9 protein-coding genes are annotated in these 12,915 nt (G+C 63.3%); 2 read left to right on the top strand and 7 right to left on the bottom strand.

The window, feature by feature from the left end:
* The coding region (ileS, locus tag L0H65_RS05885) for an isoleucine--tRNA ligase (RefSeq protein ID WP_301457908.1) at positions 1 to 2,891 on the bottom strand (2,891 nt) is incomplete at its 3' end.
* A gap of 207 nt (positions 2,892 to 3,098) precedes the next feature.
* On the opposite strand from ileS, the gene L0H65_RS05880 reads away from it, so the two are divergent.
* The gene (locus L0H65_RS05880) at positions 3,099 to 4,316 is read left to right on the top strand and encodes an NAD(P)/FAD-dependent oxidoreductase (protein WP_301457907.1); all 1,218 of its coding nucleotides are present in this window, start codon (positions 3,099 to 3,101) and stop codon (positions 4,314 to 4,316) included.
* A gap of 10 nt (positions 4,317 to 4,326) precedes the next feature.
* On the opposite strand, the gene L0H65_RS05875 is transcribed toward L0H65_RS05880, so the two are convergent.
* Both L0H65_RS05875 and L0H65_RS05870 read right to left on the bottom strand, forming a co-directional pair.
* Positions 4,327 to 5,337 (bottom strand): YcjF family protein, encoded by a 1,011-nt coding sequence (locus L0H65_RS05875; protein WP_301457906.1) that lies wholly within the window; start codon positions 5,335 to 5,337, stop codon positions 4,327 to 4,329.
* A gap of 15 nt (positions 5,338 to 5,352) precedes the next feature.
* Complete coding sequence (locus L0H65_RS05870) at positions 5,353 to 6,771, bottom strand: YcjX family protein (protein ID WP_301457905.1); 1,419 nt, start codon at positions 6,769 to 6,771, stop codon at positions 5,353 to 5,355.
* Positions 6,772 to 6,884: 113 nt separating this feature from the next.
* On the opposite strand from L0H65_RS05870, the gene truA reads away from it, so the two are divergent.
* A complete protein-coding gene (gene truA / locus L0H65_RS05865; RefSeq protein ID WP_301457904.1) occupies positions 6,885 to 7,658 on the top strand; it encodes a tRNA pseudouridine(38-40) synthase TruA in 774 nt (257 codons plus the stop codon).
* Positions 7,659 to 8,042: 384 nt separating this feature from the next.
* Here the strand turns inward: truA and L0H65_RS05860 are convergent, their stop codons facing one another.
* The 4 genes from L0H65_RS05860 to L0H65_RS05845 form a co-directional block, all read right to left on the bottom strand.
* Positions 8,043 to 10,145, bottom strand: a complete 2,103-nt coding sequence (locus tag L0H65_RS05860) for an exonuclease domain-containing protein (RefSeq protein ID WP_301457903.1) — start codon at positions 10,143 to 10,145, stop codon at positions 8,043 to 8,045.
* A 51-nt stretch (positions 10,146 to 10,196) separates the two neighbouring features.
* A complete protein-coding gene (locus tag L0H65_RS05855; protein ID WP_301457902.1) occupies positions 10,197 to 10,586 on the bottom strand; it encodes a response regulator transcription factor in 390 nt (129 codons plus the stop codon).
* Positions 10,587 to 11,108 (bottom strand): hypothetical protein, encoded by a 522-nt coding sequence (locus L0H65_RS05850; RefSeq protein ID WP_301457901.1) that lies wholly within the window; start codon positions 11,106 to 11,108, stop codon positions 10,587 to 10,589.
* A 13-nt stretch (positions 11,109 to 11,121) separates the two neighbouring features.
* On the bottom strand, positions 11,122 to 12,915 hold a 1,794-nt coding region (locus tag L0H65_RS05845; protein WP_301457900.1), incomplete at its 5' end, for a DUF294 nucleotidyltransferase-like domain-containing protein.

Genomic DNA, 12,915 nt, shown 5'->3' with positions numbered 1-12,915 from the left:
GGCACTTCGGGCAGGCGGAACGCTTCGGCAGGGGCAGGATCACCCGTCAGTTGCACCGCCGAGGTGATGCTGATTTCGGCGAAATTGACCGATTTCAGCGCCGCGAGCAGCGCCTCATCCTCAATATGCACCACCGGAGCCGCTTCCAGACTGGCACCGATCACCTTGGCCGTGCGCTGCACCTCCAAAGCCGCAATCGTGGCGCGGCGGGCAGCGCGGATGCCGACCCATTTCGCCGCCAGATCGGGGTTGAGCCAGCCTTCCGGCGTGCCGGGCATGTCTTGCAGATGCACCGAGCTTTGCGCGCCGGGGAAACGCGACAGCCAGACATCCTCCATCGTGAAGACCAGAACCGGGGCAAGCCATGTCGTCAGGCGGTGGAACAAAAGGTCCAGCACGGTGCGGGCGGCACGGCGGCGCAGGCTGTCAGCCGGGTCGCAATAAAGCGCGTCTTTGCGCACGTCAAAGAACACGGCGGAAAGGTCTGTGGTGGCAAAGGTGAACACCTTTTGGAACACGCCCTGGAAGTCGAAAGTCGCATAGCCCTTGCGCACTTCGGCATCGAGTTCGGCCAAACGGTGCAGCACCCATTGCTCCAGCTCCGGCATATCTTCGCGTTCCACCCGCTCGGCATCGGTGAAACCGGCAAGGTTGCCGAGCATGAAGCGCATGGTGTTGCGCAAGCGGCGATAGCTGTCAGCGGTGCCTTTCAGGATTTCCTTGCCGATGCGCTGGTCAACCGTGTAATCGGTTTGCGCCACCCAAAGCCGCAGGATATCGGCGCCGTATTCCTTGATGATCTCTTGCGGCACCACCGTATTGCCGATGGATTTGGACATTTTCATGCCCTTTTCATCCAGCGTAAAACCATGCGTCACCACATTGCGATAAGGCGCGCGGCCGAGCGTGCCGCAGGCCTGCAACAGCGAGGAATGGAACCAGCCGCGATGCTGGTCGGTGCCTTCCATATAGACATCGGCAATGCCGTCTGCAGTGCCATCCGGGCGGTCACGCAGCACGAACGCATGGGTGGAGCCTGAGTCAAACCACACATCCAGAACATCAAAAATCTGATCATACGCGTCTGGGTCATGCAGGCCTGCAAGGGTTTTTTCCTTGAAGCCTTGCACATACCAAACATCAGCCCCGTCTACCTCAAACGCATCGGCGATGCGTTGGTTGACTTTTGGGTCACGCAAAAGGAAATCCGCATCGGTCGGTTTCGCGCCCTTTTTGATGAAACAGGTCAGCGGCACGCCCCAAGCGCGTTGGCGTGACAGCACCCAATCGGGCCGCGCCTCGATCATCGAATGCAGGCGGTTGCGGCCGGACTGCGGCCACCATTTCACCAGCTTGTCGATAGAGGTCAGCGCGCGGCTGCGGATGGTGTCGCCGTTCTGGCCCAGACCGTCATCCAGCTTTTTATCAATGGCAACAAACCATTGCGGCGTGTTGCGGAAGATCAGCGGCGCTTTGGAGCGCCATGAATGCGGGTAGGAATGTTTGACCTTGCCCTTGGCCAGCAGCTTTCCGGCATAGGCCAGTTGCTTGATGACCGAGACATTGGCCGGGCCTTCCTTGCCCTCTTGGGTCAAGATCGCCTCACCGCCGAACAGCGGCAGGTCTTTGCGATAGGAGCCGTCGGGTTCGACATTATAGGTCATCGGCAAGCCGAATTTCAGGCCGATCTGATAGTCGTCGTCGCCGTGGCTCGGCGCGGTATGAACAAACCCGGTGCCTGCATCATCGGTGACATGATCGCCGGGGAGCATGGGGACGTCATAGTCCCATTCGCCGTTTGCGCCGTCAATACCGCGGAAGGGGTGGGCGAGGGTCAGGGCGGCGAGTTCATCGGCGGATACATCGCGCAAGCGCGCAACCATTCCTTCGTCCAGCTTGGCGGCGGCAAAAACAGACGCGGCTAACTCGTTCGCCACAATCAATCGCTCGATATCCTTGGGTTGAGTGTTCTCCAGTTCACGCTTTACTTCAAAAAGCCCATAGCGAATGTCTGGCCCGAAACAAACCGCCCGGTTTTGCGGAATCGTCCATGGGGTTGTAGTCCAAATAACAACTTGAGCAGTCTCCAGAGACCGCACACTTTCGACATATTGGTCAATCGCGCTATCTGGATTTTTGGGATCTCTGCTTGGGAAAAGCCCTGAGAACGTTGAATCATCAAGCGAACCCACAATAGCTTGGTCACTTTGAATTTGCTCGCCGACCACCGGAAACCGCACCCAGATCGTGTGGCTGGTATGGTCGTGATACTCCACCTCCGCCTCAGCCAAAGCGGTTTTCTCCACCGGCGACCACATCACGGGTTTTGAGCCTTGATACAGCGAGCCGTTCATCAAGAACTTCATAAACTCCGCCGCGATCACCGATTCCGCGTGGTAATCCATCGTCAGATAGGGGTCGGCCCAATTCCCCGTGACGCCAAGGCGCTTGAATTCCTCGCGCTGGATATCGACCCAACCGGCGGCGAAACTGCGGCATTCCTGACGGAAATCAACGATATTCACCGCGTCCTTGTCCAGACCCTTCTTGCGGTATTGCTCCTCGATCTTCCATTCGATCGGCAGGCCGTGGCAATCCCAACCCGGCACATAGCGCGCGTCATAGCCCATCATCTGATGGCTGCGCACGATGATATCCTTGATGGTTTTGTTCAGCGCGTGGCCGATGTGCAAATGGCCGTTGGCATAGGGGGGGCCATCGTGCAGCGTGAAGGGCGCACGCGCGGTCTTGTCGCGAAGGCGGTCATAGACGCCGATGTTTTCCCAATGTGCCAGCCATTCGGGTTCCCGCGCAGGCAGGCCCGCGCGCATCGGAAACTCGGTTTCAGGCAGAAAGACGGTATCACGGTAGTCGGGCGTATCGGCGCACATCGGGGCGGTTCCTTACGGATCAAAATGGAGGGGGACAGGCAAGATCGGGCCGCGCGGGGGGCGGCGAAGGGCATCCCGGCGTCTGAAGTGTTCAGATCACCGGGCGGCTAATTCGTGCAATTCTCGCGTATATCTGTCGCATGAGGCGGGTTATACGCGGGCGCAGCGCCATGGTCCAGTGACGGCGTGCAGCAAATGAGGGTGCGGATGCGGGTGGCGATTGCAGGGGCGGGAATCGGCGGCTTGGCGGTGGCGGCGCTGCTGGCCAAGGCGGGGCTTGAGGTGGCGCTTTATGACCAGTTCGATGCGCCGCGCGCCGTAGGTTCCGGTCTGGTGATCCAACCCGTCGGCCTTGCGGTGCTGGACCTGTGCGATGCAGGCGCAGAGGCGCGGGCCATGGGCCAGCATATCGCGCGGATGCTCGGGCGGGAGGTGACGCGCGGGCGGCGGGTTCTGGATGTGAGTTATGACCGCGAGGGGCGCAAGGAGTTGCAGGGCTTGACCATCCACCGCGCCGCTTTGCATGGCGCACTTCTGGCGGCGGCAGGGCGCTTGGGGGTGGCGGTGGTGCCGTCCTCCCTGGTGGCCGCCGCCCCGATGGCCGGTGCAAAGCGCAAATTGCAAATGGCGGATGGGCGGGTTGAAGGGCCGTTCGATCTGGTGATCGACGCCAGTGGGGCCGGGTCGGCGCTGTCGCCGTTGCGCGCGCGGCCCCTGCCCTATGGGGCGATCTGGGGGACGGTGCCCTGGCCCGATGCCACGACGCTGCCCGCCGATCAACTGTCGCAACGCTATTTCAAGGCCCGTCACATGATCGGCGTCATGCCCTTGGGCCAGGTGCCGGGGCGCATCGGGCCGCAAGCCGCGCTTTTCTGGTCAATGCGGCGCGATGAACTGGCGCAGTGGCCAAGCCGTGACGCAACCGAATGGAAGCAGCAGGCCGCGACACTCTGGCCCGAAATGCACCCCTTTCTTGCAGAGATTGTCACCACCGCCCAGATGACGCCGGCAAGCTACACCCACGGCAACCTGCGCCGCCCCTACGCAGATCGCCTCGCCTTCATCGGCGACGCCGCCCACCGCGCCAGCCCGCAACTCGGCCAAGGCGCGAACATGGCCTTGCTCGATGCCCTGGCGCTGTCCCTCGCGCTGCAACGCGGCCCGCTCGAGCAGGCGTTGGCAACCTGCGCCCGGATGCGACGCTGGCATGTGCGGATCTACCAAGGGATGAGCGCGGCATTCACCCCGCAATATCAGTCCGATAGCCGCGTCTTGCCTGCTCTGCGCGATTGGGCGCTGGCGCCCTTGTCGCTGACATGGCCACTGCCGCGCATCCTGTCGCGCCTTGTCGCGGGGGAGTTGATCCCACCTCTGGCGGGCGAAGCGTTCCCTACGCGCGCATTTCATCTTGGCCTAAATACCTAAAACCGACCCTTCACACGGTCCCGCCGCCCGATTTACCGGGAAAGCCGTCGAACACACCCGCCAGCGCGCGGCTGATCACATTCGTCACTTTCGGGCGTGGCAAAGCCACAAAGGGCATCGGGCGACACAATTCCATCGCCGCGATGCCAACCCGTGCAGTCAACGCGCCATTGACCACGCCTTCGCCGAAACGCCGCGAAAGTTTGCTGAGTATCCCGCCGCCCGCAACGGAGCCAATCAGATCATCGCCCAAGGCCAACGCCCCGGTAGCCAGCAGATAAGTGAACACGCGGCGCAAGAGTTTCAGGCTGCCAAGCGTGCCCGAACGCCCGCCATACAGCGCCGCGACCTTGCGGATCATCGAGAGGTTGGAGAACAGCGCCACCGCCACATCGGCCAAGGCCAAAGGCACCAGCGCGGTCACCATGGCGACGCGACGGGCGGCGGCCTCGATCTCCGCCCGCGCGGCCAGATCGAGGGGGCCAAGCAATTCAACTTCGGTCAGGTTCAGCAAGGCATCGGCATCCAGCACCTCCGCCCGCCGCTCCGCCAACCTCGCCATGCCCCAGCGCAGGTCGGCGCGGTGGTGGTAAAGCCCGGTCAGATGATCCGTGACCTTCGCCGCCCCTTTCAATTGCGCCGAAACCCGCGCCTCCACCGCTTCCGCCCGCAGATGATCCAACCGTCCCAGCCGGTAGAACCCCAACGCCTCACGCAGCGCAAGTGCGACCAACACCAGCACGGCAAGCCCGGTCAAGCCAAACGCGGCCCAGCCGAGCACCGAATTGCGTGCCAGCAACCCCGTGACGAAATCATAGATCGCGACCGAGATCATGAAGCTGAACAGCGCGCCAAGCACCCAGATCGCGAGACGCGCAAGACCGGAGGCAGGGGTGGCCATCACCGCCGCTGCCGCCGTCACTGCCCGGCCTTCCGGCAGTCCCAGATCAGGCACCGGCGGCGCGTCCGACGGGGTTTGCGCTGCTGTGTCTTCCAGATCAATCAGGACGGGTTTGGCCATGGTCGCTCCTTTCCGTCAGCCCAACCGGTCGCCGAGCAAGAACTCGGCGGCACGGTCAAGCCGGATATGCGGCGGCCCTTCGCCGGGGCGCAGGGTCAGTTTGGCAGGCGCAAAGGCCATGATGGAATAGTCAGCATCGAGCCATGCCGCCTCCCCCTTGCGGGCGGGACCGATCAGATGGTTCGGATCCTCGGGCAGATGCCCAGCAAACATCGCGGCCTGTTTGCCGTTTTCCAGCGTGCCACGCACGAGGTCCAGCGTCTGGCCATCATGCTCGCGGGTTTCCTCCACCGTGGCGCGCAATGCGGCCAGCGACATCGCACGGGTTTCGGCACCTGCAAATGCGGCGCGGTCCCGCGCCTCCCGCAGCAGCGCCTCGGTGATCGCGGTCAGGCGGGGGTGTTGGGTGTGGTGCAGATGATCGGCCTTGGTGGCTGCGAACAGGATTTTATCGACTCGTTTTCCCAGCAGGAGCGACCTGAGAAAGCCGTTTTGGCCGGGGCGAAAGGCACCAAGAATTTCTGCCATCGTGCGGCGCATATCCTCCAGCGCCATCGGCCCGGCATGGATTGCGCCAAGCACATCCATCAACACGACCTGCCGGTCGATGCGGGCGAAATGATCGCGGAAGAACGGCTTGATGACGCGGGATTTATAGGCCTCGAACCGCCGCTCCATCTCGCGCCACAGGCTGCCACGCGGGGTTTGGCCGGGTTTCGGCAAGGGCGCGAAGGTCAGCACCGGGCTGCCCGCCAGATCGCCGGGCAGCAGGAAGCGCCCCGGCGTACAATCCGACCAACCCGCGATACGCGCGGCTTGCAGATATTCGGTGAACCGGGCAGAAAGCGCCTGCGCCCGTGGCTCCTCCAACCGCAGGGCACCATCTTCGGCACGCGCCATCGCCATGAAATCCGCCGCCTCCGGCCGATGCGCAATCCGCTCCAGCGTCGCCTCCGACCAGTCGGCATAGCTTTTGCCCAGAAGCGCCAGATCGAGCAACCATTCGCCGGGATAGTCGATGATGTCGAGATGGACCGTGCGCGGGCCGGTGAAACCGCCGATCAGGCCACCGAAGAACCCTGAAGGCCGCACCCGCAGCGACAGCCGCAGTTCCGATATCGCACGGGTGCTGTCCGGCCAATGCGGATTGGCACCGGTCAGGGCGGCAAGATGGGTTTCATAGTCAAAGCGCGGCAAGGTGTCATCGGGTTGCGGTTGCAGGAACGCCGCCTCAATCCGGCCCGCCGCGCTGAATTGCGGCATCCGGCCGCGATCGAGCAGATTGGCAACAAGGCTGGTGATGAATACGGTCTTGCCTGCACGCGAAAGCCCGGTGACGCCAAGGCGGATCACCGGTTCGAGCAGCGCCTCCGACACACCGGAAACCGCAGTTTCAACGCTTCGGCCAATGCCATCCTTCAAACCACCCAGCACGCAACACCTGTTTTCACCCTCTTTGCGATAGATAGGCACGAGATGCCCGCAGATCAAAGGGGCAAAGCGCAACAGGGCTTGTCAGGCGCCATACCCACGCGGTAACCGGAGGCATGCCACGTTATGCGCTGAAAATCGAATACCACGGGGGGCCGTTCAACGGCTGGCAACGTCAGGCCGCGGGACAACCGACGGTGCAGGGCGCTGTGGAAGCCGCGTTGGGACGGCTGGAACCGGGACCGCACACGATTGCCGCCGCCGGGCGTACCGATGCGGGGGTACACGCACTGGGCCAGGTCGCACATTGCGATTTGGTAAAGATTTGGGATCCGTTCCGCCTCGCCGGGGCGATCAACGCGCATATTCGGCCGCTGCCGGTGGCAGTCGTGGCCTGTGCCGAAGTCGCAGACAGCTTTCACGCCCGGTTTTCGGCGGTGGAACGGCGCTACATATTCCGCCTGGTCAGCCGCCGCGCCGCCGTTACCCATGACGCGGGCCTGGTCTGGCAAGTCGGACACCGGCTTGATGCGGACGCGATGCGCGAGGGCGCGCGGCATCTGATCGGGTTGCACGATTTCACGACGTTCCGGTCCAGCATGTGCCAAGCTGCTTCCGCCATCAAGACACTCGACGAGATCGGGATCGAGGTGTTGGACTACCCCGGTGGTCAAGAATACCGCTTCACCCTTTGTGCGCGGTCCTTCCTGCACAATCAGGTCCGCTCCATCGTCGGATCGCTGGAACGGGTCGGTGCCGGAAGCTGGGCGCCGGATCAGATCCGTCAGGCGCTGAACGCCGCAGATCGCGCCGCCTGTGGCCCCGTCTGCCCGCCACAAGGGCTTTACCTGAGCGGAGTGGGGTATCTCGCCGATCCGTTCGCTGCATGATAGCGGTCGCGGGGGCTTTCCGCCCCCCCTTCGGCTTGAGCCGAATTCCCCCCCGAGGATGTTTTTGCAGAGAAGACATCATTTGCGCTCCAAGCATCCCGGTCCCCTCTCGATGCCACAGGCGAAACTCAAAGGTTCTGCGAAGTGCTCAGTGAGTCAGGCACCCTGTCGGGGGATTGCTCCAGCCGCAGGGTGCCGTCTCCTCTGGCGATCATCGGCTTCCCAGCCTGTACCGCACTTCCTGTTCTGAGGAAGGATGGTTGACGAATTATTAAAATATGCCCTTTTGCCAACGTCTTCTCTGCAAAAATATCCTCGGGGGGGAATTGGCCGCAAGGCCAAGGGGGGGCGGAAAGCCCCCCGCCCCGGCCATCTGGCAGCGCTTCAGTTCAAATCCTTGAGAAGCCGTCCGTGGCGTCGCAGTTCGGTCAGGACGGTGCCGAAAGTCGTAAGCCCCTGACCCTGAAGCATTGGCAGCAGCTTCAGGAAGGCATCCGCTGTGGCGACGGAATCGCCGATGGCAGTATGGCGGGCTTCCTCGGGGATCGTGATGCCAAGACGGTGGGTCAACGCGTCGAGGCTATGGACTTCATGCTGACCAAAGACCACCGCGGACAGCAGAACGGTGTCAAGAATCGGGTTGTCGAACCGCGCGCCGATCACCGCTTCCTTGCGGCGCAGGAATTCCATGTCAAACGGTGCATTGTGTGCGATCAGCACCGCGCCCTCGGCAAATTTGTGAAAAGCGCGTCCGACTTCGGCGATATCCGGTGCACCGACCACCATCGCTTCGGTAATGCCGTGCACAGCAGTCGATGATGCGGGGATCGACCGTCCGGGATTGACCAGCGTGTCGAACACCTCCCCTTCAACCCGTTTGCCGTTGACGATGCGAACGGCGGCGATCTGCACCACCTCATCATCTTGTGCAGGCAAAAGCCCGGTGGTTTCGGTATCAAAGACCACATAGGTCAGACCCGCCAGATCGGCCTCTGCCACCGCTGCGTTGCGGGCCTTCCCGAGCAGGTCGAAATCATAGACCACAGCGCGCGCGATCGGTTTCGGCCTTGGTCCTGCGCGGCGGGTGATGTGCAGGGGCAGACAGACCGCCTGATTGCCTTCCGCCAGCGTTTCCGGCCAGATTTCTGTCGCGTGGCGGGTCAGGACATAGCGGGCGGCAATGCCCGGAACATCGTCGTCCAGCGGCGCGTCGAGCCAGCTTTCCAACTGCGCCACACGCAGCGCCGGGCCTTGCCAGCACAGGCGCATCAGGGCGGTGCTGCCGTCCTCCTCTACCGCGATCCGCAGCGACTCAAGACCGAACAGTTCTGCCACGCGCCCCGCTACATGCGCCAGGAGCGCCACCACCTCAAACCCGTCGCCGCGCAGCAACAAGGGTGCGTCTTGCGCGGTCAGCGTCACCCCCCGGCCTTCCAGCCTTGCGCGCAGACCATCGGTCAGGTCCGCCAGCCGCATCGGCGTGCGCGGAATGGTCTCCGCATGGCCATCCTCTTGTTGGCGGGCGAAGTCGATCACCGCGCGGCTCAAGCCTTCCGCCTCCTGGCGCAAGGCTTGGTCAAGCGCGGGCGGCGTTGGCGCATCGCTGGGCATCACCGCAAGCAAGGCGCGCAGATTGGCGGCAGGTCGGCGCACGCGGTCCAGCACCTCGGCCAGCAGCGCCTCCCGCCTCGCTTGCAGCGCCAGATCGGCGGTAACATCCCGCAGCGTCAGCACATAGCCGGGTGCGGCCTGCGTATCGCCGGGCAGCAGCCGCATCCGCGCGGCAAGGATTTCACCGCCTGCCCGTGTCGCGCACAGAAGATCAGAGGCGGCGTCGGCATCCTCTGCCTCGATCAGCCGGCGATAGGCGTGGCGGATCGGGCCTTCGCGCAGGTAATCGAACAGCTTGCGGTTCAGCCCCGGTGCCACCCCTTTTGCCGCCGCCCCGATCAGCGTGACAGCGGTGCCGTTGTAGAACACAAGCTGATGATCGCCCGAGCAAAGCACCACCCCGACCGGCACATCCGACAGGAGTGCGGCCAGCCGGTCCTTTTCCGCCATCAGCCGCCTGGTTTCGCGCGCCACCGCTTCGGCCAGTGCGCCGCGGGTTTCCCGCAGTGTCAGTGCCGTCGCTTGCGCGGCGGGTGCCAGATCGCCGAGATAGCGCGCTGGGGTCGCATCAATCGCGGCGGAAACATCGGCATGGGCGCGGGCGCGCAGCGCACCAGCCAGAAGGTCGATGGGTTTGGAAACATTGATGTCGAACAGATACCAAACCGCCGCCGTGAGCCCCAGCACGCCGAAACCGCCGATCAATCCGGCCTGCACAAAGGCGTTGAGCGTTTCCGGCGCGCCAAGGCGCGCGTAACCCTGCACCAGACCCGCAGAGAGCAAAAGCACCGCACCCAGTGCGAGGGCTGCAAAGAACAAAAAGACCCGTATCCGAAGGCTCAGGCGCGCAAGTCCGGTTGTTTTGTCCTGGTTCATCTGCCCCCCCCGTGCTGCATTGCTTCCCTTCATGCGTGCCGCTCGCGTAACTTAATCCTCCAGCAGCCGGCGCACCTCTGCGCGCAATTCCGCAAGTTCGAAGGGTTTGGAGATGAAGCCATCGGCCCCGAGTGCCAACCCCTTTTTCCGCTCGATCGCGGAACCGCGTGCCGTCATCATCAGGATCCGGATCGCCGCAAGTGCCGGGTCAAGCCGCATCGCCTGACAAATCTCATACCCCGACATTTCCGGCAGCATCACATCGAGCAGCACCAGATCGGGGCGCAGATCGCGGATGCGCGGTAGCGCATCGGCCCCGTTTGCCACGCGGTCATGGGCATAGCCTTCGCGCGTCAGCAGATAATCAAGCGCGAGGGCGATGTTGTCTTCATCCTCCACCACCAGAACCGTGTATTTCTTGCTTTCATCAGTCGGCATCATTCACCCTTCCTGACAGGCAGCCCTTTGCAATTCATCATCCGCACCCACATCCGTCCATTGGCCCCCGGTCAGGGTGCCATCCGGTGCAACCTCTGCCCCCTCCACCAGATCGGCGCGGCGGTTGCCGGCGCAATCAAAGGCAAGCGACACGCGGCGTGTCGGAACCCAGCGTTGCACAAGCAGCACATCACCGCGGCGGATCGCCGGGTTCGCCTCGCTGATTTTCATGCCGGGGCGGTCAAAGGCCGCAAACCGCGTCGCGACCGGAAACAGATAGCTCCACGGCCGGTAAAGCACCTTGTCGGTCGGCGCAGACAGGATGACCACCTGCGCCGGAAGTGCTGCCGTGGTGCGGGCGTACCAAGTGTATTCGTTCCAGATCGAGAACAGCAACATTCCAAGCCCGATGGAGGCCGGCAATGCCCATTTCGGAAAGCGTCCGCGCGTCAGGTGGCGCAGCACGATAACCACGCTTGCACAGGCGGCACCGGCGGCGATAGTGGCGATCATATCCATCAGCATCGGGCGGGGTCTTTCACGAACGGACACCACGGGCCTGGCCGATGGCGGATTGCATGGTGCGCACCACGACGAACGCATCGCGCAGATGCGAGCGTTCAAAGTCCGACAGATCGGAGGGTGCCATGAAGTTGTCGGGTTTGCGCCCGGCCCGGATTTGCCGGGTCTGGTTTTCCAACCGGATTTCGGCGATGAGGTCATACGCCTCCACCAGATCCCGCGCGCCGGAGGGGGAGATGACGCCCGCCTCCGCCGCCCGCAGCAGGCGCGCGCGGGTGTTGACGGCGGGCAGCTTGCCGATCAGCGCATAGACGCGGCCAAGGTCGGTGACAGGCACGACGCCGGAGTGTTTCAGGTCAATCTGGTTCTTGTTCTCACCGGAGCGGATGGTGGCAAAGCCGCGCAGCAGGCCAAGGGGTGGCGCGTGTTTCAGGCTGTTGGCGACCATATGCGCAACAAAGATCGAGTTGCGCGCCGCCAGTTCCAGCGTTTCGGCCTGCAAATCGCGGAACAGGCTGGCGGCACCGCCGATGGGGCGCAGGTCGAACATCACGCTTGCCAGCATTTGCGCCTTCGGGTCCGGTGCCGCGACCCATTTGCGGAAATAGTCGCGCCAAACCCGCACAGGCTGGCACCATTCCGGATTGGTCGCCATCATGTCGCCGGGGCAATAGAAATAGCCCGCCGCATCCAACCCGTCGCTGACAAACTTCGCCAGCGCAGCGAAATAAGGCATGTCTGCCGCTGTCACGCGGTCATCCAGCATCAGGCAATTGTCCTGATCGGACACGCCGGTCTGCTCCTGCCGCCCTTGCGATCCGCATGCGAGCCAGAGGTACGGGACCGGCGGCGGGCCGAGCGTCGCCTCTGCCAGTTTCAGCAGGCGACGGGTGACGGTATCGGCAATATCTGTGATCAACCGCGTCACCACCTCATGCGGGCTTTTGGAGCCGACAAGCTGTGCCAGAAGGGCCGGGATGCGCCCGGTCACCGCGGCCATATCCGCCACGGTTTCCGCCATTGCCGCATCGCGCACGAGGCTGGCAGAGGACACTGCTTGAAACCGGGTCAGATCAGTTTGCGTCACCATGCCGACCAAGGTTTTCCCCTGCACCACCGGCAAATGCCCAATCCGGCGCTCCAGCATGATATGCAGAATGTCAGAGCCGAGATCGTCCGGGGAAAGCGTCACCGGATCGCGGGTCATCACGCTGGCGACGGGTCGGGACGGGTCGAGCCCGGTCGCCAGTACCTTGCCGGTCAGATCGCGGGTGGTGACAATGCCTTGAAACTGGCCATCCTGCACAATGCCAAGGCTGGAGACATGGGCATCACGCATCGCAGCGGCGGCAGTCTGGATGCTCGCCTCGGGGCCAATCGTGATCGGGTCACGCGCCATCAGATCGGCAACCTTCTGCGTCGCGAGATCGGCACGCCGCGCCTCCCCTGCCCGGCCGCGGCTGAAATACCGCGCGAAGGCGGGGATGCCGGCGATCAAGCGCTGAAACTCCGGCTTCGGCAGCATCAGGGTCACGGTGTTTTCGGTGGTGCGCGCAGAGGTGACGGCCAGGCCGTCGCGCATCAATCCACGCTCCCCGAACGAGTTGCGCGGGCCGAGCAGCGAGACAAGCCCGCCCGACTGTTCCAGCACCTCCACCGAGCCGCGTTTGACAAGGTAAATCCCGGCGAGCATTTCGCCGATGTGGTAAATCTCTGCCCCGGCGGGGAATTCCTGACGGTGAAACTGGCTCGCGACACGCGCCATGTCATCGGCACCGAGCGTGTCATAGGGATGGACGGTTTCCAGAAA

Origin of the sequence: Pseudorhodobacter sp., from assembly GCF_030452865.1 — a bacterium.
GTDB lineage: Bacteria > Pseudomonadota > Alphaproteobacteria > Rhodobacterales > Rhodobacteraceae > Pseudorhodobacter.
This window is presented reverse-complemented; position numbering and strand designations above follow the sequence as displayed.

What these genes read in the sequence shown, in the direction of transcription:
- L0H65_RS05855 (WP_301457902.1), bottom strand. Translation starts at nt 10,586, where the DNA reads ATGATGCCGACTGATGAAAGCAAGAAATACACGGTTCTGGTGGTGGAG.
- L0H65_RS05850 (WP_301457901.1), bottom strand. Translation starts at nt 11,108, where the DNA reads ATGCTGATGGATATGATCGCCACTATCGCCGCCGGTGCCGCCTGTGCA.
- L0H65_RS05875 (WP_301457906.1), bottom strand. Translation starts at nt 5,337, where the DNA reads ATGGCCAAACCCGTCCTGATTGATCTGGAAGACACAGCAGCGCAAACC.
- truA (WP_301457904.1), top strand. Translation starts at nt 6,885, where the DNA reads ATGCCACGTTATGCGCTGAAAATCGAATACCACGGGGGGCCGTTCAAC.
- L0H65_RS05880 (WP_301457907.1), top strand. Translation starts at nt 3,099, where the DNA reads ATGCGGGTGGCGATTGCAGGGGCGGGAATCGGCGGCTTGGCGGTGGCG.
- L0H65_RS05860 (WP_301457903.1), bottom strand. Translation starts at nt 10,145, where the DNA reads ATGAACCAGGACAAAACAACCGGACTTGCGCGCCTGAGCCTTCGGATA.